A 19,695-nucleotide genomic window follows, 5' to 3' on the forward strand; every position below is an offset into this window, starting at 1 on the left:
GGTCAGTTCTTGTGCAGGCGGTCGGCGATGAGGGTGATCAACTGGCGGGCGATCTTGCCCTTGCTGGTCTGGGCGAAGCTGCTCTGCTGCAGCTCGCGGTCGATCACGGTGATGGCGTTTTCCTCGCTGTTGAAGCCGATGCTGGGATTGGCCACGTCGTTGGCGACGATCAGGTCGAGGTTCTTGTCGCGCAGCTTGCGCGAGGCGTATTCCAGCAGGTTCTCGGTTTCTGCGGCGAAGCCGACGCTGAACGGGCGGTCGGCGCGGCTGGCGATGGTGGCGAGGATATCCGGATTGCGCACCATTTGCAGGAGCATGCCCTCGCCACTGGCCGGGTCTTTCTTCAATTTGTGCGGCGCCACCACTTCCGGGCGGTAGTCGGCCACTGCGGCGGCGGCGATCAGTACGTCGCAGGGCATCGCCGCTTCGCAGGCGGCGAGCATGTCGCGGGCGCTGACCACGTCGATGCGGCTGACCCGGTCCGGCGTCGGCAGGTGCACCGGGCCGCTGACCAGGGTCACCCGCGCGCCGGCCTCGGCGGCAGCTTCGGCCAGGGCGAAGCCCATCTTGCCGGAGCTGTGGTTGGTGATGTAGCGCACCGGGTCGATGTTTTCCTGGGTCGGCCCGGCGGTGATCAGGATATGCAGGCCGTCCAGCGCCTGGCGCTGGAAGCTGTCGGCAGCCAGCTGCGCCAGTTGCTCGGCCTCCAGCATGCGACCGAGGCCGACGTCGCCGCAGGCCTGGACGCCGGCGGCCGGGCCGAACAGGCGCATGCCGCGGTTTTGCAGCAGTTCGAGGTTGGCCTGGGTGGCGGCGTCGCGCCACATCGCCTGGTTCATCGCAGGGGCCAGGGCGATGGGAGCATCGGTGGCCAGCACCAGGGTGGTCAGCAGGTCGTCCGCCACGCCTTGGGCCAGGCGGGCGATCAGGTCGGCGGTGGCCGGGGCGATCAGCACCAGGTCGGCCCAGCGAGCCAGTTCGATATGGCCCATGGCCGCCTCGGCGGCGGGGTCGAGCAGATCGAGGTGCACCGGGTGGCCGGAGAGGGCCTGCAGGGTCAGCGGGGTGATGAACTCGCGCCCGCCCTGGGTCATCACCACCCGCACTTCGGCGCCCTGGTCCTTGAGTCGGCGCACCAGCTCGGCGCTCTTGTAGGCGGCGATGCCGCCACCGACGCCGACGATGATGCGTTTGCGATACAGCCGCTGCATAGGCCTGCCTTTTATATACAGGTGGATGTGCGCCACGGGGCCAACGCCTCCCCTGGCCGGCCCCGTGTGAAAAGATGGGCTACGATAGCACAGCGCCCGCAGCGGAGCAGCGGCGCCTGGCTCGGACAGGGAGGTGGCATGAGCATTCGCGATTGGCCCGCGGCGGAGCGTCCGCGGGAGAAACTACTGGCTCAGGGCGCGGCGGCGCTGACCGATGCGGAGCTGTTGGCGATCTTTCTGCGCACCGGCGTGGCCGGTAAAAGTGCGGTGGATCTGGCGCGCCAGCTGCTGGCCGAGTTCGGCAGCCTGCGCGCGCTGCTGCAGGCCGATCTGGCCAGTTTCAGCCAGCACCTGGGGTTGGGGCCGGCCAAGTACGCGCAGCTGCAGGCGGTGCTGGAGATGGCCCGCCGGCATCTGGCCGAGCAGCTGCGTCGCGACTCGGCGCTGGAGAGCCCGCAGGCGGTGCGCGACTACCTCAAGGCGCTGCTGCGCCACGAGCCGCACGAGGTATTCGGTTGCCTGTTTCTCGATGCCAAGCACCGCGTGCTGGCCTTCGAGGCGCTGTTTCACGGCAGCATCGACAGCGCCAGCGTCTATCCGCGGCAGGTGGTCAAGCGCGCCCTGGCGCACAACGCCGCCGCGCTGATCCTCACCCATAACCACCCATCGGGCGTCGCCGAACCGAGCCAGGCCGACCGGGTGCTGACCCAGCGCCTCAAGGACGCCCTGGCCCTGGTGGACGTGCGCGTGCTCGATCACTTCATCGTCGGCGACGGCGAACCGTTGTCGATGGCCGAGCTGGGCTGGATATAGCGGGACCCGCCCTATGCCTTATTGCGCCAGGTTGACCTTGGCGAAGTCCTGCCGGCCAAAGGGGCTGACCTTGTAGCCCTCGACCTTGGCGCTGAGCAGGGCGAAGGCGGTAGGGTGGGCCAGCGGCAGCCACAGCGCCTGTTGCTGGATGATCTTCTGCGCTTCGCGATACAGACGGCTGCGCTCGGCCTGCTCGCTGCTGGCCTTGCCATCTGCGATCAGCTTGTCCAGCGTCTGATCGCAGTAGCGGGCGAAGTTGAGACCCGACTCGACCGAGGCGCAGGCGAACTGCGGGGTGAGGAAGTTGTCCGGGTCGCCGTTGTCGCCGGCCCAGCCCATGAACAGCAGGTCGTGCTCGCCGGCCTTGGCGCGGCGGATCAGCTCGCCCCATTCGATCACCCGGATTTCGGCGGCGATGCCAACCTTGGCCAGGTCGGCCTGCAGCAGCTGGGCGCCGAGGCTGGGGTTGGGGTTGAGCAGGCTGCCGCTCGGCCGGGTCCAGATGGTGGTCTTGAAACCGCCTCCCAGGCCGGCTTCGGCCAGCAGGGCGCGGGCCTTGGCCGGGTCATGGGCGTAGCCGGGCAGCTCGTCGGCATAGCTCCAGGTATTCGGCGGATAAGGCCCGCTGGCCGCCTCGGCGCTGCCTTCGAACACCGCCTTGACGTAGCTGGCCTTGTCGAAGGCGAGGTTGATCGCCTGGCGCACCTGCGGCTTGTCCAGCGGCGGGTGCTGGCTGTTGATGCCGACGAAGGCGGTCATAAAGGCCGCGGTCTGCGCACTCTTTAGCTTGGTCTCGCCGGCGATGGCCTGCACGTCCTGCGGCTTGGGCGACAGGGCGATCTGGCATTCGCCGCGGCGCAGCTTCTGCAGGCGCACGTTGCTGTCCGGAGTGATGGCGAAGATCAGCCGCTCGACGCCGGGCGCGCCGGCGAAGTACTCGGGGTTGGCGCGGTAGCGCACCACGGCATCTTTCTGGAAGCGTTCGAAGACGAACGGGCCGCTGCCCACCGGGGCGCTGTTGAGCTTCTCCGGGGTGCCGGCAGCCAGCAACTGGGCGGCATACTCGGCCGGGTAGATGGAGGCGAAGCCCATGCTCAGGGTGGCGAGGAAGGTGGCGTCGCGGCGATTGAGGGTGATGCGCAGGCTGTGCGCGTCCGGCGCCTCGAGCTTGGCGATCAGGCTCGGCCACTGCATCGACTGGGCATGCGGATAGCCGCTGGTGGCCAGCGCATGCCAGGGGTGCGCCGGGTCGAGCATGCGCTGGAAGCTGAACAGCACGTCGTCGGCGTTCAGCGGGCGAGTGGGCTTGAAGTCGGCGGTCTGGTGGAAGCGCACGTCGTCGCGCAACTGGAAGTCGTAGACCAGGCCGTCTGCCGATATCGACCAGCTGCGCGCCAGGCTCGGCAGCAGCTTGCCCTGTTCGGCGTCGAACTCCACCAGGCGGTTCATCAGCACGTCGGCCGAGGCGTTGGTGGTGGTCAGCGAGTTGTACTGCACCACGTCGAAGCCTTCCGGGCTGGCTTCGGTGCACACGCTGAGGGTCGCGGCCTGGGCCAGAATCGGGGTGCACAACAGAAGGGCGAGCAGCAGGCGCATGGTGAACTCCTTGTTCCCGGCATGGGCGTAAGCTGCAACCCTAGTCGATTTGCCCGGAGATGAATACCGCATCGGGCGACGAATGGTCGAGCATGGATCAAGCCCAGAGGGCTCGGTCCCCGGCCGGTCTGGCAGTCCGCCCCGCGTGTTTTATCCTGTGCTTTCCCTTGTTGCACCTCGGCCTTTCTGGTATAAAGCAGCGCTCTTTTCTAGGGGCCCGGTTCTTGCGCTATCCAGTGCGCCCGGTAAGACCCTCGAGAAACGCGGCGCCGAGCGCCAATGACATTGAGTTTAAGCGGCCAACCCATGCCGGGTTGGGCATGTGGTTTTAGAGGGCTGAGGCATGTCGAGAGTCTGTAAGTTACCGGTAAGGGTCCGGTAACCGGGAACAACATTTCCCACGCAAACAACAAAACCCGTCGTCGTTTCCTGCCGAACCTGCAGCACCATCGCTTCTGGGTCGAGTCCGAGAAGCGCTTCGTGCGTCTGCGCGTATCGGCCAAGGGCATGCGTGTCATCGACAAGCGTGGTATCGACGTAGTGCTGGCCGAGCTGCGCGCTCGCGGCGAAAAGGTTTAAGGAGTTCATCATGCGTGACCTGATCCGTCTGGTTTCCAGTGCCGGCACCGGCCATTTCTACACCACCGACAAGAACAAGCGCACCACGCCGGACAAGATCGAGATCAAGAAGTACGATCCGGTCGTCCGTAAGCACGTGATCTACAAGGAAGCCAAGATCAAGTAATTGATCGGCTGCCTGTCGAAGAAGCCCGCCCCATGGCGGGCTTTTTCGTGTTTGGCATATTCGTTTCTTCCCGCTTCGGGACTTGCGTGCAAGCGACGTCGCCGGCGTTCTCCTGCGATTCGCCACGCCGGGCGCAGCTGTTGCTATAACTCTGGGGTGCGGCTGTAACGCCGGCGCGCCCTGGCGGTCCAATGGCGCGCCCACCCTGGAGTCCACCATGCGCGCCATGCTGCCCCTGCTCGACCAGCTGGCCTTCCCGCCCGTTCATCGCGCTGTGCTGGAAGCGCTGCAGGTCAACCTGACTTACCGCTGCAACCAGCGCTGCCTGCATTGTCACGTCAACGCCGGGCCGACCCGCACCGAGGCCATGAGCGACGAGTGCCTGGCGCTGCTGCATCGGGTGATCGATGCCCATCCGGTGCATACCCTGGATCTCACCGGCGGCGCCCCGGAGCTGCACCCGCGCTTTCGCGAGATAGTGCGGCACGCGCGGCGCGAGGGCCTGCGGGTGATCGACCGCTGCAACCTGACCATACTCGGCGAGCCGGGCCAGGAAGACCTGGCCGAGTTCCTCGCCGGCGCCGGCGTCGAGGTCACCGCCTCCCTGCCCTGCTACTCGCGCGAGAACGTCGACCGCCAGCGTGGCGACGGGGTGTTCGCCGCCAGCATCGCCGGCCTCAGGCGGCTCAACGCCCTCGGCTACGGCCAACCCGGCAGTGGCCTGCTGCTCAACCTGGTGTACAACCCGCAGGGCCCCAGCCTGCCGCCGCCGCAGGCGGCGCTGGAGGCCGACTACAAGCGCCACTTGGCCGAGGACTTCGGCGTCCGCTTCGACCACCTGCTGTGCATCACCAACCAGCCCATCGCCCGCTTCGGCAGCACATTGGTCAGCAAGGGCCAGTTCGCCGCCTACATGCAGCTGCTGCGCGACAGCTACCGGCCGGAGAATCTGGAGGGTCTGATGTGCCGCAGCCTGGTCAGCGTCGACTGGCAGGGCTACCTCTACGACTGCGACTTCAACCAGATGCTCGATCTGCCGCTGGCGTTGATCGGCCGTGAGCGCGCCCATCTGCGCGACCTGCTCGATGCGCGTCTGGACGGCAACCCCATCGTCAGCCGCGACCACTGCTTCGCCTGCACCGCCGGGCAGGGCTCCAGTTGCGGCGGTGCGCTGCATGACTAGGCCGTGCGTCGTGCGCACCCGGGCGCGCGGTCGGTGCGCGCGGCGCGCCCCAGCAGAGGTGATCGATGAATAGCCGCAAACTGGCCCTGATGGGCCTGATCCTGGCGCTGCTGGGCAGCTTCTTCGTCTTCGACCTCGGCCAGTACCTCAGCCTCGACGCGCTCAAGGCGCAGCAAGCCGCGCTGAATGCCCAAGTCGCCGCCCAGCCCTGGCAGGCCGCCGGGCTGTTCTTTCTCGCCTATGTGCTGGTAACGGCGCTGTCCCTGCCGGGGGCGGCGCTGATGACCCTGCTCGGCGGCGCGCTATTCGGTCTGCTCGAAGGCTTGGTGCTGGTGTCCTTCGCCTCGACCCTGGGCGCCAGCCTGGCCATGCTCAGCAGCCGTTTCCTGCTGCGCGACTGGGTGCAGCAGCGCTTCGGCCGGCGTCTGGCCGGGATCGATGCCGGGGTCGAGCGCGAGGGGGCCTTCTACCTGTTCGCCCTGCGCCTGGTGCCGGTGTTCCCGTTCTTTCTGATCAACCTGGCCATGGGCCTGACCCGCCTGCCGCTGCGCACCTACTGGTGGGTCAGCCAGCTGGGCATGCTGCCCGGCACCCTGGTCTACGTGAACGCCGGGCGCGAGCTGGGCCAGCTGCAGTCGCTGGCCGGCATCCTCTCGCCGGGGCTGCTCGGCGCCTTCGTTCTGCTCGGTGTTTTCCCCTTGCTGGCCCGGCGTGCGCTCGATGTGCTGCAGGCGCGCCGGGTCTATGCCGGCTGGCACAAGCCCAAGCGCTTCGAGCGCAACCTGCTGGTGATCGGCGCCGGCGCCGGCGGCCTGGTCAGCGCCTATATCGCCGCGGCGGTCAACGCCAAGGTCGGCCTGATCGAGCAGCACCGGATGGGCGGCGACTGCCTGAACAGCGGCTGCGTGCCGTCCAAGGCGCTGCTGCGTTCGGCCAAGCTGGCCCATGAGCTGGGCCGCGCCGAGGCGCTGGGCCTGCACGGGGTGCAGGGCCAGGTGGAATTCGCCGCGGTGATGCAGCGCATCCAGAATGTGATCGCCGCCATCGAGCCGCACGATTCGGTCGAGCGTTACAGCGGCCTGGGCGTCGAGGTGATCCAGGGCCAGGCGAAACTGGTGTCGCCCTGGGCGGTGGAGGTGAACGGTGAGCGTATGACCGCACGCAGCATCGTCATCGCCGCCGGGGCGCGGCCGCGGGTGCCGGAGATTCCCGGCCTGGAGCAGGTGCGTAGCTATACCAGCGAGAGCATCTGGAGCCTGCGCCAGCAGCCGCGCTGGCTGCTGGTGCTGGGCGGCGGGCCGGTGGGCTGCGAGCTGGCCCAGGCCTTCCAGCGCCTGGGCAGCCAGGTGATCCTGTTGCAGCGCCATGCGCGCCTGCTGCCGCGCGAGGACGAGGACGCCAGCGCGCTGGTGCTGACCAGCCTGCGCGACGACGGCGTCGACGTGCGCCTGCGCCAGGTCGTCGAGCGCTTCGAACTGGTCGAGGGCGAGCAGCGCGTGCTGGTGCGCGACTTAGGCAGCGGCGAGCAACGCAGCATCGCCTTCGACGCCGCGCTGCTGGCGCTCGGCCGCCAGCCCCATGTCGCCGGCTACGGTGCCGAAGAGCTTGGCCTGGCGCTGCGCCCTGACGGCAGCCTGGAAACCGACGACTACCTGGCCACGCGCTTTCCCAATATCTACGCGGTGGGCGACGTCACCGGGCCCCACCAGTACACCCACGTCGCCGCGCACCAGGCCTGGTACGCCGCGGTCAATGCGCTGTTCGGCGGCCTCAAGCGCTTCAAGGTGGACTACCGCACCATCCCCCACTGCACCTTCACCGACCCCGAGGTGGCGCGGGTCGGCCTGAGCGAGCGCGAGGCGCAGGAGCAGGGCATCGCCTTCGAGCTGACCCGCTTTGGCCTCGACGACCTGGACCGGGCCATAGTCGACGACGTCGCCCGCGGCTATGTGAAGGTGCTGACCGAGCCGGGGCGCGACCGCATTCTCGGCGTGAGCATCGTCGGCGCCCAGGCCGGCGAGCTGCTCGCCGAGTACGTGCTGGCGATGAAGCACGGCCTCGGCCTGAACAAGATCCTCGGCACCACCCACAGCTACCCGACCCTGAGCGAGGCCAACAAATACGCGGCCGGGCAATGGAAGCGCGCCCATGCGCCGCAGGGGCTGCTGCGCTGGGTCGAGCGTTTTCACGCCTGGAGGCGCGGCTGATGCGGGCGCTGTGGCTCGCGCTGCTGTTGGTCGCGGCGCCGGCACTGGCGGAGAACCGGCTGACGCCGTGGACGGCCGTCCCGCCGGGCGGCCCGTGGTCGCCGCCCTGGCGCCTGGCCGATATCCCGAAGATCGCGCCGGCGCAGCGCAGCCTGGTCGAGCAGGACGGCCGATTGGTGCTGCGCATCCAGGCCGCTGCCGCCGCCGGCGGCCTGCTGCATCCGCTGGAGCTGCCCGGCGAGCGGCCCTGGCAACTGAGCTGGCAGTGGCGCAGCGAGCAGCGGCTGGAACAGGCGCGCTTCGCCACCCGCGAGGGCGACGACTACGTGGCGCGGGTCTATGTGTTGCTGGATTACCCGCTGGAGTCGCTCACCTTCCTCACCCGGCAGAAGCTGCGCCTGGCGCGCACCTTCTTCGACCCCGACTTGCCGGCGGCGACCCTGAGCTACGTCTGGGACAACCGCAAAGCACCGGGCAGCCACGCCCGCAGCGCCTACAGCGAGACGGTGGAGATGCGCGTGCTGCGCGGCCCGGAGGCGCCGCTGGGGCAGTGGCTGGCGGAGTCGCGCGACCTGCGCAGCGACGCCATCGCCGCCTTCGGCAGCGCGCCGCGGCGCATCCTCGGCGTGGTCTTCGCCGCCGACAGCGACAACACCGGCGAGCGCGTCGACAGCTCTTTCGCCGAGCCGCAGTTGGCCGAAGCTCGCTAGGTCGTTTTTCGTGATGCGGCAGGTTGTATCCGCCGAGCGGTCTCGAGGGTTTCAATTTGGCTATGTCCCAATTGGCTGTTGCAGCCGTTGGCAGGGCACGACACAGCACCTGAAGGAACCCGCGAACACAGCGTAGGAGCCCCGCCTCGGGGCGAAACGATTGCGGCCACTGCGCACAGCGGCGGTGCGCACAGCACTCGCCGCGGGGCGCGGCTCCTACGAACAGCGTCGACACCGTGCAACACAATGCTGGGACATAGGCTACAAGAGCGCATTGCCAGAGTAGAGCTTAGATCTCGCGCATCTCGAAATCGCCCTTGCTCACCCCGCAGTCCGGGCACAGCCAGTCGTCCGGCACCTCGGCCCAGGGCGTGCCGGCGGCGATGCCTTCCTCCGGCCAGCCGGCGGCCTCGTCGTAGATCAGTCCGCAGACGATGCAGATCCAGGTCTTCATGCGCATACCTCGCGCTGCAGCGGATTGAGCCGGCGGTCGAAGTCGTCCAGCGCGGGCATCGCCAGCGGCTGCAACTCATCCAGCGCCAGCAGATGACGGCGATAGGCCGCGAGCAGCTCGCCGCGCGCCGTGGCGTCGATGTAGGGCACGTGGTAGGCGGCGAACGGCGGCAGCACCTGGAAGCCGACATAGCCCAGGGTGCCGCGCAGCAGCGGGCGCAGCATGGGGTGCAGCTCGCCGTGCACGGCGGCTTCGTCGGCGAACATATGCGCCTGGCCGCCGAGGCTGAAGCTGAGCAATGCGCGCTTGCCGGCCAGGCCGCCACGGTCGTAGAAACGCAGGCCGCCGTAGCAGGCGCCGGAAACCAGCACGCGGTCGATCCAGCCCTTGAGCATGGCCGGCAGCGAGCACCAGTAGAGCGGGAAGTTGAGGATCAGCAGGTCGGCCCACAGCAGCTTGTCCAGCTCGGCGGCGATATCCGCGGCCAGGCTGTCCTGGTCGACGGCGTGGCGCTGCTCCAGGGCGTAGACCAGGTAATCGGCGTCGCGCCGGGCCTGGAAGTCGGCGGCCGAGGCCACCGGGTTCCAGGCCATGGCATAGAGGTCGGAGACCTGCACCGGGTGGCCGGCCTCGCTCAGGGTGGCGGCGGCCAGGTCTTTCATCGCCGCGCAGAAGGAGGCCGGCTCGGGGTGGGCGTGGACGATCAGTACGTTCATCGGGCATTCGCAGCAAGGGGCCGCGGTATCGCCGCGGCCAAGGTGAAAGTCAGGCGGCCTGGGTTCGCTCGCTGGTTTGCGCCTGGGCGCGGCGGGTCCAGCGGTTGGCGCGGGCGAAGGTGCCGAAGTCGTTGAAGCGCACGCCCATCTCGCGCATCACCTGGTGGGCGAAGGGCACGCTGAGCTGGCGGATATAGAAGGGCTCCTTGACCACGAAATGATGGATCGCGTGGCTGCTGCCGAAGTTGCAGCAGAACGCCTGCAGCGGCCACAGCCACCAGGGGTTGAGCACCTGGGTCTGCTGGATCACGTTGCCCGGTTCGACGTCGCCGTAGTAGTGCATGTTGGAGCTGACGAAATGCAGGCAGAAGGTGCGCAGCACGTTGGGCCCGACCAGCACCACCACGGCGACGTTCACCAGGTTCATCAGGCTCAGGGTGGTGGCCGACCAGGCGATCGGCGCGCCGAGCGCGGCGCCGGCCCAGTCCAGCAGGTGGAAGCCGAGGAACAGGTACCAGGTCGCCCAGTTGAGCAGGCCCAGCGGCGCATAGACCTTGAGCGTGCGGGTGAGGATCATCCGGCGGTGCTCGGGGGTCTTCGCCCGCAGCCAGCGGATCAACGAACTCATCATGTTGTCGCCGACCATCAGCAGGCGGGGGATGCCCCAGGGCTCGCCGTTGGTGATGGCGCGCTCCTCCATGTCGGCCTCGCTGCCGGAGACCTTGTGGTGGTTCAGGTGCAGATGGCGGCGCACCCAGGGGTTGATGGTGCTCGGCCGCGCCAGCCACACCAGTGCCAGCATCAGGTTGTGCGGCACGCGCTGCTTGCGAAAGTACATCGAGTGGATCAGGTCGTGCTCCAGCTCGTGGGTCAGCGAGGCGAAGAAGGCGTTGAGCAGCAGGCACAGCCACCAGGCCATGTGCCCGCCGATATACAGCGCGGCCGAGCCGAGCATGCCGGCCAGGGCGAAGGTGAGGATGGCGGCGCCGAGGGCGTCCTGGTGTTGCAGGATCGGGTAGCGCTGGCGCAGGGCGTTGCCGTGGGCCATCACCTGTTCGCGGATCAGCGCGGCGCGCTGCTGGTCATTAAGGCTTGCGGGGGAGGGCGACATGCCGACATCCTCTTGTGCTTGGACAGTGACGCTACTGTGCCGCCGCGCCCGCCAACGCGCCCGACCGAGCACGCCAACCTGCCTACCGGACACGCCAACCTGCAATGACCGCCGAACCCACCACCCTGGCCAGCTGGACCCGCGCCCTGCGCAAGCAGCTCGACGCCCTCGGCCTGGACAGCGCCGCGCTGTGCCGCGCCGCCGGCCTCGACCCGGCGTTGCTCGACGACCCCAACGCGCGTTGCCCGCTGTCGGTGACCACGCGCCTGTGGCAACTGGCGGTGGCGGCCAGCGGCGACCCGGCGCTGGGCCTGAAGACCTCGCAGTACGTCAGCCCGACCACCTTTCACGCCCTCGGCTACGCACTGATCGCCAGTAGCAGCCTGCGCGAGATGTTCGAGCGCATCGTGCGCTACCACCGGGTGGTCAGCGACGCCCTGGAGCTGGAGCTGCGCCAACTGGACGACGCCTACGAGTTCCGTTTTCGCGTGCCGCCCGGCAGCCCGCCGCCGGCCCCGGAGGCGCTCGACGCCTTCGCCTCGATCTACGTGCGCAGCTGCCGCAATCGCCTGGACCGTGATTTCTCGCCGCTGCTGGTGCAGCTGCAGCGCCCTCGGCCTGCCGACCCCGCGCTCTGGCAGGCGGTGTTCCGCGCGCCGCTGCAGTTCGACGCCGCCGAGAGCCTGCTGCGCTTTCCCCGCGCCGCCTTCGAGCAGCGCCTGGACGACGGCAACCCGGAGCTGGCCGAACACAACGAGGCGGTGCTCAGGCGCAGCCTGGAACAACTGCGCGCCGCCAGTTGCAGCGAGCGGGTGCGCAGTTGCCTGGAGGCGCAGCTGCCGGACGGCGAGCCCTCGGCCGAACGCATCGCCCAGGCCCTGCACCTGAGCCTGCGCAGCCTGCAGCGCCACCTGGCCGAGGAGGGCACCAGCTACGAGGCGCTGCTCGGCGACACCCGCCACGCTTTGGCCCTGCGCCATATGCGCGATGCGCGCTGCTCCATCGGCGAGGTCGCCTACCTGCTCGGTTTCAGCGACAGCAGCAGCTTCGGCCGCGCCTTCAAGCGCTGGACCGGGCAGACGCCGAGCCAGTACCGCGACGGCTTGAAGCAGACATGAGCCAGTGCGACCTGCTGCTGGCCGGCGCCGGCCATGCCCACCTCGGCGTGCTGCGCCGCTGGGCCCTGGTGGAGCGCCCGCCGGGACGCATCGCCCTGCTCAGCCCCGGCCCCGAGGCCTGGTACTCGGGGATGCTGCCGGGTCTGCTGGCCGGGCGCTTTGCCGCCGCCGACTGCCGCCTGGAACTGCAGCCCTTGTGCCGTGCGGCCAGGGTGGAGCTGATCGAGGGCGAGATCGCCGTGCTGGACGCCGCCGGCCGCCAGCTCGAACTTACGGATGGCCGGCGCCTTGCGGCCGAGTGGCTGGCGCTCAACGTCGGTGCCGCGGTGGCCGCGCCGCCGCAGCAGGGCGACGCCATGCAGCTGCTGGCGGTGAAACCCTTCGCCACCTTCGTCGCCAGCTGGCGGCAGTGGCTGATCGAACCGCAGCCCTTGGCCATACTCGGTGGCGGCGCGGCCGGCGTCGAGCTAGCCCTGGCGCTGGCCGGGCAGGTTCCGGCGCTGGCGCTGTTCTGCGCCGGCCCGCTGCTCGCCGGGCACGCCCCGGGCCTGCGCCTGCGCGCCCTCGGCCACCTGCGCCAGCGCGGCGTGCAGGTGCGCGAGCACTGCCCGATCGGGCGGATCGAGGACGACTGTCTGCTCAGCGGCGAGGAGCCGGTGTGGCGCGGCCGGCGCCTGCTGCTGGCCAGCGGCGCGCGCGCCTGGCCCTGGCTGGCGGCCAGCGGCCTGGCCTGCGATGGCGATGGCTTCGTCGCCATTCGCTCGAGCCTGCAGAGCCAGTCGCATGCCCAACTGTTCGCCGTCGGCGACTGCGCCAGCCTAGAAGGTGCGCGGCGCAATGGCGTCTACGCGGTGCGCCAGGGCCCGGTGCTGGCGGCCAACCTGCAGGCGGCATTGCAGGGCCGGCCGCTGCGCCAGTACCGCCCGCAGCGGCACAGCCTGGCGCTGCTCGCCACCGGCGACGGCGGCGCGCTGCTCGGCTGGCACCAGTGGAGCGCCGGCGGGCAGTTCTACGGGCGCTGCAAGGACTGGCTGGACCAGCGCTTCATCCAGCGCCATCGCCTGGTGGGCTAAGGGCGCAGCCAGCTGCGACCAAAGTGCGATGGTGCTGCTGCTTCCAAGGTGTTCGAATCGATTCCATCCTGCCCGAGTTGCGCGCGTCTTTGCCGCCGGGCCTGTCGATCGCGTAGCCTGCGCCAGGTTACGCGGGAAGTTCGAGGAGAACCCGCCGTGACCCCGTCCGCCTACAGCGCCTCGCCGCGCCCAAGAACAAGAACTCTGAGGTCGGTCATGCAAGCTGCCTTTGTCCGTTCCCCGATTGCCTGCCTGCTGCACGCCCTCGGCCTGGCCGGGTTGATGCTGGTCTACCAGCAGACGGCGCTTCCGCTCTATGTCAGCGTGCCGTCCTTGCTGCTGCTGGCGCTGTGGCCCTGGCTCGGCCCCTGGCAGCGTCGCGACGAGCCTGCGGCCGCGCAGCAGCCGGCCGGCGGCGACTTCGTCGAACTCAGCCGCGGCCTGTCGCGGCACACCTGCCACAACGCGCTGTCCGCCGCCCAGGTGGCGCATGCGGTCAAGCAGCTGGCCGAGCGCCTGCAGTCGCAACTGGCGGCGGTGGCGCAGGTCAGCCAGGCCGCCGAGGCCATCACCCACACCGAGCAGGACAGCGCCGCCCGCGCCGAGCAGACCCTGGCCGCCGCGCGCCAGGTACGCGATGCCAGCGCCAGCGGCCAGGCCGAGCTGAGCCAGGCCATCGCGCGCATGCAGCAGCTCAGCGCGCAGACCCTGGCCAGCCGCGAGCTGATCGACGGCCTCGGCAGCCGCACCGAGCAGATCGAGCAGGTCACCCAGGTGATCCAGTCCATCGCCAGCCAGACCAACCTGCTGGCGCTCAACGCCGCCATCGAGGCGGCCCGCGCCGGCGAGATGGGCCGCGGGTTCGCCGTGGTCGCCGACGAGGTGCGCAACCTCGCCGCGCGCACCGCCAGCGCCACCGAGGAAGTCAGCCAGATGGTCGCCGACATCCGCCAGCAGAGCGCCGCGGTGGTCGCCCATATCCAGCGCCAGAGCGGCGAGCTGGAGCAGGCCGCGCAGCAGATCGAGACGGCCGGCAGCCAGCTGCACGGCATCGCCGAGCAGGCCGAGGAGGTCGAGCAGCAGGTGGCGCAGATCAGTGCCGGCACCGCCGACAACCACCAGCGCCTGGCCAGCCTGTCCGCCGCCGCGGTGCAGCTGCAGAGCGACGTGCAGGGCAGCGAGGCGCAGACCCGCCAGCTCGCCGGCGCCGCCGAACAGCTGGTGGGCCAGGCCGAGACGGTCAGCGAGCAGCTTGCCGAGGTCGGCCTCGACGCCTACCACCAGCGCGCCTACGACCTCGCCCGCGAGGGCGCCGCGGCCATCGCCGCGCAGTTCGAGGCGGATATCCAGGCCGGGCGCATCGGCCTCGACGACCTGTTCGACCGCCACTACCAGCCGATTGCCGGCACCCAGCCGCAGAAGTACCGCACCCGCTTCGACCAGTACGCCGACCAGGTGCTGCCGGCGCTGCAGGAGCCCTTGCTCGCACGCCACGAAGGGCTGGTGTTCGCCATCGCCACCACCCCGGAAGGCTACGTGCCGACCCACAACGCCGCCTTCAACCACCCGCCCAGCGGCGACCCGGCCAGGGACGCCGCGCGCAGCCGCGGCAAGCGCCTGTTCAACGACCGTACCGGCAGCCGTTGCGGCAGCCACCGCCAGCGCCTGCTGCTGCAGACCTATATGCGCGACACCGGCGAGCTGATGCACGACCTGTCGGTGCCGATCCAGGTTCAGGGCCGCCACTGGGGCGGGCTGCGCCTGGGCTACAAGCCGGAGCCGTAGGGTCGCCCCGACCGCGGCATTATCCAGGCAGCGGTGGGCGTCGGGCATTGCGGGGGCTGGTGCACCGCCTTGCCGCTATCGAACCTGCGGTGCATGTGGTACGCGCAGGCCACGGACGCCACGGACGCCACGGCGCATCGGCCAGGCTGGCTCCCGTTGTCGGGCCGGCGCGACAAGCGCCCGGCTCACAGCACGCGGTAGACCTGGCCGGTCTGCCGGCCCTCGGCACTCTTGGCGTAGGCCAGCGCCACCGTGGCCGCCGGTACCGCCTTGAAGCCGCGGAAGTAGGGGCCGTAGGCCGGCAGCGACTCCTCCAGGATGGTCGGGCTCACGCCGTTGATGCGCAGGCCGCGCGGCAGTTCGATGGCGGCGGCGCGGACGAAGCCGTCCAGCGCGGCGTTCACCGTGCTGACCGCCGCGCCGTAGCGGATCGGGTCTTCGCTGAGCACGCCGGAGGTGAGGGTGAAGGAGGCGCCGTCGTTGGCGAACTCGCGGCCGATCAGCACCAGGTTGATCTGGCCCATCAGCTTGTCGTCCAGGCCCACGGCGAACTCCTTGGCGGTGAGTTCCTCCAGCGCGCCGAAGTGGGCGTTGCCGGCGGCGCTGATCAGCGCGTCGAACGGGCCGGTCTGCTCGAACAGGCGGCGGATCGAGGCCGGGTCGCTGATGTCCACCTGCAGCTCGCCGCTGTGGCGGCCGACACGGACGATGTCGTGGCGCTCGCGCAGCTCGCGGTCGATGGCCTGGCCGATGGTGCCGCTGGCACCGACGAGGATGATTTTCATGCTGGGGCTCCTGAGTGAGGGGGTGTGGAACCAGCTTAGGCGGGATTGGGTTGCCAATAATCCGGGCAATGTGAAACCTTTGGTTCTCATATGGAAACAATGAGTGCCGCGCCATGAGCGAGCTGGAAGATCTGGTCGCCTTCGCCCTGCTGGTCGAGGCCGGCAGCTTCACTGCCGCCGCCGAGCGCCTGGGTTGCAGCAAGGGCCAGTTGTCCAAGCGCATCAGCGGCCTGGAGCGCCGGCTGGGCAGCGTGCTGTTGCACCGCACCACCCGGCGCTTGCATCTGACTGCCGCCGGCGCGGCGCTGCTGCCCGAGGCCCAGGCATTGCAGGCTCAGGCTCAGCGCGCCCTGCAGGTGGTGCAGGGCCTGCAGGAGGAGGTGGCCGGTAGCGTGCGCCTGACCGTGCCGGTGTCCCTGGGCGAGACCTTCTTCGATGCGCTGCTGCTGGACTTCGCTCGCCAGTATCCCCGAGTGCGCATCGAGCTGGACCTGGCCAACAGCTACCGTGACCTGATCGCCGAAGGCTTCGACCTGGGCATCCGTTCCGGCCAGCAGCTGGACGAGCGCCTGGTGGCCAAACCCCTGTTCGCCCTGCAGGAGATCACCTGCGCCACCCCCGAGTACCTGGCCCGTTGCGGCACGCCGCAGGCGCCGGCGCAACTGACCGAGCACCAGTGCCTGCTCAATACCCACTACAGCGGTTTCGCCGAATGGCTCTACCACCGCCAGCACCAGCTGGAGCGGGTGCAGGTGGCCGGTCAACTGGCCAGCAACCATTACAGTCTGCTGAAGAAGGCGGCCTTGAACGGGGCCGGCATCGCCCGCCTGCCGTCCTACATGGTGCAGGAGGAGCTGCGCGATGGCCGCCTGCGCTGGCTGCTCAGCGACTACCAGACGCGCAGCACTCCGGTGTTCCTCGTGCACCCCTGGCAGGGCAGCCTGCCACGGCGCACCCAGGCGCTGGCCGATTACCTGCTCGGCTGGTTCGAGCGCAGCCGGCAGGTACTCGACGGTCTCAGCGTCTGAGTTCGCTCGCCACCTGCTGGATCTGCTGGCGCAACCAGCGGCGCATCCGCTACTAGCCGGCGCCGCCTGCTGCCCGACCCGCTGGCCAAGCGCTGGCGGCACGACGAGCTGCTGGCCGCACTCAGGGCCAGATCGGGGCGAGGCAGGCGCGCCGCGCAGCACCGCGCGCAACTGCTGGCGAGCAGCGCCGAGATCGAGAACGAGCCCGCGGGCATGCAGTGCGCGGAGAACGCCCAGCGCATGCTGGCGAAAATGCACGGGCGTCAGTGGCCCGCACCTATACTCGGAGAGGACGAGCGCAGCGGCGCCATCTGCAGCCGTCCCTGGCCCCGGTATGGCGCGGGAGGCATCCCGATGCCCGGCTTGCGCCTGCTGCTTGGCGTGTCGCTGCTGGCGCTGGTGGCGTGCGCCTCGGCGCCGCCGGCGCAGGTGTCGGCATATACCTGGCGGCAGGTCGACCGCGATATCGCCGCCGCCTCGCGCGGCGCCGCCAGCCAGGCCCGCGAGCAGGCGCTGGCGGCCATGGAGCGCTGGATGGACCTGGTCTACCACAAGACCGACACGGCCTTCATCCCCTGGTTCTCCAGCTACTGGACCCAGCGCTGGCTGGGTTTCAAGGTCGCCTGGTACAAGCTCGACGGCGAAGGCGAGCGCGATGAGACCGTCAGCCGCCTCGCCCAGTATCTGCAGGAGCAGTACCACGATCTGGTGCTGGAGCCGGTGGCCAGGGATATCGCGCCGCCGCAGATTCTCCAGCAGTCCACCCAGTCCTATGTGCGCCAGCTCGGCCAGCAGCTGCCGGGCATCGCCCTGCGCCATGGGGTTCCCGCGGCGCAGTTCGACCAGCATCTCAAGGACATCCCGGCCATCGCCGTGCCGCCCGGCGCCTCGCTCTACCAGGTGCTTCACGCCAAACCCCTGGAGCGTCTGCCGGCCTACGCCGCGCTGGTCGAGCGGATCGGCGCGCAGCCGGGCAACGCGCTCGCCTGGTCGGCGCATCCGGGGATCACCCAGGTGACCCGGCGCACCAGCGAACGCCTGGTTGACGATCTCACCACCGGTGGCGCCGCCAGCGTGATTTCCTCCATGGTCGGGCGCGCGGCCGGTCTGGCGGTGTCCATCGGCGCCTCGGTGGTCCGCGCCATGGTCCAAGAGCGCGAGCGCCCGGAAACCGAGGCGCAGCTGCGCCGCCACCTCAACGAAGCCTTCGACGAGCAATGGCTGGCGCTGATGCGCGACCCCGAGCGCGGTGTGATGGCCGGCATCCAGCACCTGTCCGGGCAGATCGAGGCCGGCCTCGGCGGGGCGGGCGTGATGCCGCGCTACCGGCCGCTAGTGGCCGATGGGCAGCCGCTATGGAGCGAGCCCTGAACGCGCCGGCACGCATTGTTTAGCCAGGGAATAACTGAATGTGTAAAAAATGCGATTTAACCGCGCTTCGCCGCCATGCGAGTCTCCTCGGCCATGACTCCCGTCGCCCAGCGTCATCGCCACCCGCCCAGCGCCAGTCCGTTACTGACCCGCCTCGGCGCCGACCGGCTCAACCCCCTGCTGACCATCATCCTTGCCTTCTGGGCGCTGTGGCACTGCCGTCACGCGCGTCCACCGGACGCCGCGCCCGCCTGCTGACAGCAAGGGCTGCGCCATGCCCGCAGCCATCCAACCCAGCCTTGTCTGCCGTAGCCAGGCGCTCGACCATCGAGCCGGCCGTGCGGACCCCGAGCGCCGAATTGGCGCAAGCGAGCGCAACATGACGAGTTTTGCCCCCGTGCAGGAAGCCGAGGATTTCCTCGCGCACAACCCCGATATCGAACTGATCGAGCTGTTCGTCCTCGATGCAGGCGGCGTGCCGCGCGGCAAGCTGCTGCACCGCGAGGAGCTGCTGGCGCTGTACCGCAGCGGCCGGCCGCTGCCGAGCACCATGCTCGGCCTGACCCTGCAGGGCGAGGACGTCGAGGACTCCGGCCTGGTCTGGGAGGTTGGCGATATCGACTGCCGCGCCTACCCGCTATCCGGCAGCCTGGTGCGCCTGCCCTGGCGGCAGATTCCCACCGCCGCGGTACAGGTGTCGATGCACCCCACCGAAGGCCTGCCGGCCACCGTCGCCGATCCGCGCCAGCTGCTGGTGCGGGTGATCGAGCAGCTCGAAGCCGACGGCTACCATCCGGTGATGGCCTGCGAGCTGGAGTTCTACTTGCTCGATCAGCAGCGCGACACCCAGGGCCGCCCGCAGCCGGCGCTGGACGCCGACGGCGGCCGCCCGCGGCAGACCCAGGTCTACGGCCTGCGCGAGCTGGAGCAGATCGAACCCTTCCTCAAGGATTTGTACGCCGCCTGCAAGGCCCAGGGCATCCCGGTGCGCACGGCGATTTCCGAATACGCCCCCGGCCAGGTGGAGATCACCCTGGAGCACGGCCCGGCGCTGGCGGCGATGGACCAAGCGGTGCGCTACAAGCGCCTGGTCAAGGGCGTGGCCCATGCCCACGGCATGCAGGCCTGCTTCATGGCCAAGCCGTTCGCCGAGATCGCCGGCACCGGCATGCATATGCACGTCAGTCTGGCCGATGCGGGCGGCGCCAACCTGTTCGCCAGCGAGGACCCGGCCGGCACGCCGCTGCTGCGCCAGGCGGTCGGCGGCATGCTCGCCAGCCTGCTCGATTCGCTGCTGCTGTTCTGTCCCAACGCCAACTCCTACCGGCGCTTCCAGGCCAACAGCTACGCGCCGCTGGCGCCGACCTGGGGGGTGGACAACCGCACCGTCAGCCTGCGCGTGCCGGGCGGCCCGGCGCCGACCCGGCATGTCGAGCACCGCATCTGCGGCGCCGACGCCAACCCCTATCTGGCCGCCGCGGCGATCCTCGCCGGCATCCACCGCGGTATTCGCGAGGGGCTCGATCCGGGCGAGCCGGTGCAGGGCAACGGCTATGCCCAGGCCAAGGAGCTGCTGCCCACCGACTGGCTGACCTCGATCCAGGCGCTGGAGCGCTCCGGCTGGGCGCGCGACGCCTTCGGCGCCGAGTTCCTCAAGGTCTTTCTCGCGGTCAAGCGCGCCGAGTATCGCCAGTTCATGGGCGAGGTCGGCGAGCAGGACTGGCGCTGGTACCTGAGCAACGCCTGAGTAGGGTGCGCTGTGCGCACCGAACCCATTCGTGGTGCGCAC

The 19,695-nt window shown here is 69.5% G+C and carries 18 protein-coding genes and 1 pseudogene; 13 read left to right on the forward strand and 6 right to left on the reverse strand.

Annotated features, from left to right (window positions below; all coding sequences use genetic code 11):
• Nucleotides 1-2: 2 nt before the first annotated feature.
• Nucleotides 3-1,211 carry a bifunctional phosphopantothenoylcysteine decarboxylase/phosphopantothenate--cysteine ligase CoaBC gene (gene coaBC / locus ACUTAF_RS22125; RefSeq protein WP_445581975.1) on the reverse strand — a complete coding sequence of 403 codons (1,209 nt, stop codon included), beginning with the start codon at nt 1,209-1,211 and terminating at the stop codon, nt 3-5.
• A 138-nt stretch (nt 1,212-1,349) separates the two neighbouring features.
• On the opposite strand from coaBC, the gene radC reads away from it, so the two are divergent.
• Entirely contained in the window at nt 1,350-2,024 is a 675-nt protein-coding gene (radC, locus tag ACUTAF_RS22130) for a RadC family protein (protein WP_445581976.1), read from the forward strand.
• A gap of 18 nt (nt 2,025-2,042) precedes the next feature.
• On the opposite strand, the gene ACUTAF_RS22135 is transcribed toward radC, so the two are convergent.
• Nucleotides 2,043-3,620: an ABC transporter substrate-binding protein gene (locus tag ACUTAF_RS22135; RefSeq protein WP_445581977.1), complete on the reverse strand. Its 1,578-nt coding sequence runs from the start codon at nt 3,618-3,620 to the stop codon at nt 2,043-2,045.
• Between the two features lie 343 nt (nt 3,621-3,963).
• Here ACUTAF_RS22135 and rpmB point away from each other — a divergent pair.
• The 5 genes and pseudogenes from rpmB (at nt 3,964) to ACUTAF_RS22160 (ending at nt 8,465) form a co-directional block, all read left to right on the forward strand.
• A pseudogene (rpmB, locus tag ACUTAF_RS22140) lies at nt 3,964-4,199 on the forward strand (50S ribosomal protein L28).
• 10 nt (nt 4,200-4,209) lie between these two features.
• Nucleotides 4,210-4,365 (forward strand): 50S ribosomal protein L33, encoded by a 156-nt coding sequence (rpmG, locus tag ACUTAF_RS22145; protein ID WP_014854577.1) that lies wholly within the window; start codon nt 4,210-4,212, stop codon nt 4,363-4,365.
• A gap of 217 nt (nt 4,366-4,582) precedes the next feature.
• On the forward strand, nt 4,583-5,548 hold the full coding sequence (gene arsS / locus ACUTAF_RS22150; protein WP_445581978.1) for an arsenosugar biosynthesis radical SAM (seleno)protein ArsS: 966 nt from the start codon (nt 4,583-4,585) through the stop codon (nt 5,546-5,548).
• A gap of 65 nt (nt 5,549-5,613) precedes the next feature.
• Nucleotides 5,614-7,755, forward strand: coding sequence for an FAD-dependent oxidoreductase (locus ACUTAF_RS22155; RefSeq protein ID WP_445581979.1), 2,142 nt, complete (start codon nt 5,614-5,616; stop codon nt 7,753-7,755).
• On the forward strand, nt 7,755-8,465 hold the full coding sequence (locus ACUTAF_RS22160) for a DUF3047 domain-containing protein (protein WP_445581980.1): 711 nt from the start codon (nt 7,755-7,757) through the stop codon (nt 8,463-8,465). The genes ACUTAF_RS22155 and ACUTAF_RS22160 overlap by 1 nt, the downstream gene beginning before the upstream one ends.
• Nucleotides 8,466-8,754: 289 nt before the next feature.
• Here ACUTAF_RS22160 and ACUTAF_RS22165 read toward each other — a convergent pair whose 3' ends face one another.
• The 3 genes from ACUTAF_RS22165 to ACUTAF_RS22175 are packed head-to-tail and all read right to left on the reverse strand — an operon-like array spanning nt 8,755 to nt 10,746.
• Nucleotides 8,755-8,919, reverse strand: coding sequence for a rubredoxin (locus ACUTAF_RS22165; RefSeq protein WP_445581981.1), 165 nt, complete (start codon nt 8,917-8,919; stop codon nt 8,755-8,757).
• Nucleotides 8,916-9,635, reverse strand: a complete 720-nt coding sequence (locus tag ACUTAF_RS22170; protein ID WP_445581982.1) for an NAD(P)H-dependent oxidoreductase — start codon at nt 9,633-9,635, stop codon at nt 8,916-8,918. Before ACUTAF_RS22170 ends, ACUTAF_RS22165 begins: the two co-directional genes overlap by 4 nt.
• A gap of 49 nt (nt 9,636-9,684) precedes the next feature.
• A complete protein-coding gene (locus tag ACUTAF_RS22175) occupies nt 9,685-10,746 on the reverse strand; it encodes a fatty acid desaturase (protein WP_445581983.1) in 1,062 nt (353 codons plus the stop codon).
• A gap of 104 nt (nt 10,747-10,850) precedes the next feature.
• On the opposite strand from ACUTAF_RS22175, the gene ACUTAF_RS22180 reads away from it, so the two are divergent.
• The 3 genes from ACUTAF_RS22180 (at nt 10,851) to ACUTAF_RS22190 (ending at nt 14,722) form a co-directional block, all read left to right on the forward strand.
• A complete protein-coding gene (locus ACUTAF_RS22180) occupies nt 10,851-11,864 on the forward strand; it encodes an AraC family transcriptional regulator (RefSeq protein ID WP_445581984.1) in 1,014 nt (337 codons plus the stop codon).
• Complete coding sequence (locus ACUTAF_RS22185) at nt 11,861-12,937, forward strand: FAD-dependent oxidoreductase (protein WP_445581985.1); 1,077 nt, start codon at nt 11,861-11,863, stop codon at nt 12,935-12,937. The genes ACUTAF_RS22180 and ACUTAF_RS22185 overlap by 4 nt, the downstream gene beginning before the upstream one ends.
• Before the next feature lie 282 nt (nt 12,938-13,219).
• The gene (locus tag ACUTAF_RS22190; protein WP_445582493.1) at nt 13,220-14,722 is read left to right on the forward strand and encodes a methyl-accepting chemotaxis protein; all 1,503 of its coding nucleotides are present in this window, start codon (nt 13,220-13,222) and stop codon (nt 14,720-14,722) included.
• 185 nt (nt 14,723-14,907) lie between these two features.
• Here ACUTAF_RS22190 and ACUTAF_RS22195 read toward each other — a convergent pair whose 3' ends face one another.
• Complete coding sequence (locus ACUTAF_RS22195) at nt 14,908-15,507, reverse strand: short chain dehydrogenase (RefSeq protein ID WP_445581986.1); 600 nt, start codon at nt 15,505-15,507, stop codon at nt 14,908-14,910.
• A gap of 113 nt (nt 15,508-15,620) precedes the next feature.
• Here ACUTAF_RS22195 and ACUTAF_RS22200 point away from each other — a divergent pair, with 113 nt between their 5' ends.
• The 4 genes from ACUTAF_RS22200 to ACUTAF_RS22215 all read left to right on the forward strand — a co-directional run bounded on the left by ACUTAF_RS22200 (nt 15,621) and on the right by ACUTAF_RS22215 (nt 19,653).
• On the forward strand, nt 15,621-16,535 hold the full coding sequence (locus tag ACUTAF_RS22200; RefSeq protein ID WP_445581987.1) for a LysR family transcriptional regulator: 915 nt from the start codon (nt 15,621-15,623) through the stop codon (nt 16,533-16,535).
• A 354-nt stretch (nt 16,536-16,889) separates the two neighbouring features.
• Complete coding sequence (locus ACUTAF_RS22205; RefSeq protein ID WP_445581988.1) at nt 16,890-17,906, forward strand: hypothetical protein; 1,017 nt, start codon at nt 16,890-16,892, stop codon at nt 17,904-17,906.
• Nucleotides 17,907-17,999: 93 nt separating this feature from the next.
• Nucleotides 18,000-18,164 (forward strand): hypothetical protein, encoded by a 165-nt coding sequence (locus tag ACUTAF_RS22210; protein ID WP_445581989.1) that lies wholly within the window; start codon nt 18,000-18,002, stop codon nt 18,162-18,164.
• 121 nt (nt 18,165-18,285) lie between these two features.
• Nucleotides 18,286-19,653 carry a glutamine synthetase family protein gene (locus ACUTAF_RS22215; protein ID WP_445581990.1) on the forward strand — a complete coding sequence of 456 codons (1,368 nt, stop codon included), beginning with the start codon at nt 18,286-18,288 and terminating at the stop codon, nt 19,651-19,653.
• The last annotated feature ends 42 nt before the right edge of the window (nt 19,654-19,695 follow it).

Source organism: Pseudomonas sp. SP16.1 (assembly GCF_052682975.1).

Bases quoted from the DNA above. Each gene is read 5' to 3' on its own strand.
- ACUTAF_RS22160 (WP_445581980.1), top strand. From the start codon at position 7,755: ATGCGGGCGCTGTGGCTCGCGCTGCTGTTGGTCGCGGCGCCGGCACTG.
- ACUTAF_RS22135 (WP_445581977.1), bottom strand. From the start codon at position 3,620: ATGCGCCTGCTGCTCGCCCTTCTGTTGTGCACCCCGATTCTGGCCCAG.
- radC (WP_445581976.1), top strand. From the start codon at position 1,350: ATGAGCATTCGCGATTGGCCCGCGGCGGAGCGTCCGCGGGAGAAACTA.
- ACUTAF_RS22170 (WP_445581982.1), bottom strand. From the start codon at position 9,635: ATGAACGTACTGATCGTCCACGCCCACCCCGAGCCGGCCTCCTTCTGC.
- arsS (WP_445581978.1), top strand. From the start codon at position 4,583: ATGCGCGCCATGCTGCCCCTGCTCGACCAGCTGGCCTTCCCGCCCGTT.
- rpmG (WP_014854577.1), top strand. From the start codon at position 4,210: ATGCGTGACCTGATCCGTCTGGTTTCCAGTGCCGGCACCGGCCATTTC.
- ACUTAF_RS22155 (WP_445581979.1), top strand. From the start codon at position 5,614: ATGAATAGCCGCAAACTGGCCCTGATGGGCCTGATCCTGGCGCTGCTG.
- ACUTAF_RS22180 (WP_445581984.1), top strand. From the start codon at position 10,851: ATGACCGCCGAACCCACCACCCTGGCCAGCTGGACCCGCGCCCTGCGC.
- ACUTAF_RS22195 (WP_445581986.1), bottom strand. From the start codon at position 15,507: ATGAAAATCATCCTCGTCGGTGCCAGCGGCACCATCGGCCAGGCCATC.
- coaBC (WP_445581975.1), bottom strand. From the start codon at position 1,211: ATGCAGCGGCTGTATCGCAAACGCATCATCGTCGGCGTCGGTGGCGGC.
- ACUTAF_RS22205 (WP_445581988.1), top strand. From the start codon at position 16,890: ATGCCCGGCTTGCGCCTGCTGCTTGGCGTGTCGCTGCTGGCGCTGGTG.
- ACUTAF_RS22185 (WP_445581985.1), top strand. From the start codon at position 11,861: ATGAGCCAGTGCGACCTGCTGCTGGCCGGCGCCGGCCATGCCCACCTC.
- ACUTAF_RS22210 (WP_445581989.1), top strand. From the start codon at position 18,000: ATGACTCCCGTCGCCCAGCGTCATCGCCACCCGCCCAGCGCCAGTCCG.
- ACUTAF_RS22175 (WP_445581983.1), bottom strand. From the start codon at position 10,746: ATGTCGCCCTCCCCCGCAAGCCTTAATGACCAGCAGCGCGCCGCGCTG.
- ACUTAF_RS22165 (WP_445581981.1), bottom strand. From the start codon at position 8,919: ATGAAGACCTGGATCTGCATCGTCTGCGGACTGATCTACGACGAGGCC.
- ACUTAF_RS22215 (WP_445581990.1), top strand. From the start codon at position 18,286: ATGACGAGTTTTGCCCCCGTGCAGGAAGCCGAGGATTTCCTCGCGCAC.
- ACUTAF_RS22190 (WP_445582493.1), top strand. From the start codon at position 13,220: ATGCTGGTCTACCAGCAGACGGCGCTTCCGCTCTATGTCAGCGTGCCG.
- ACUTAF_RS22200 (WP_445581987.1), top strand. From the start codon at position 15,621: ATGAGCGAGCTGGAAGATCTGGTCGCCTTCGCCCTGCTGGTCGAGGCC.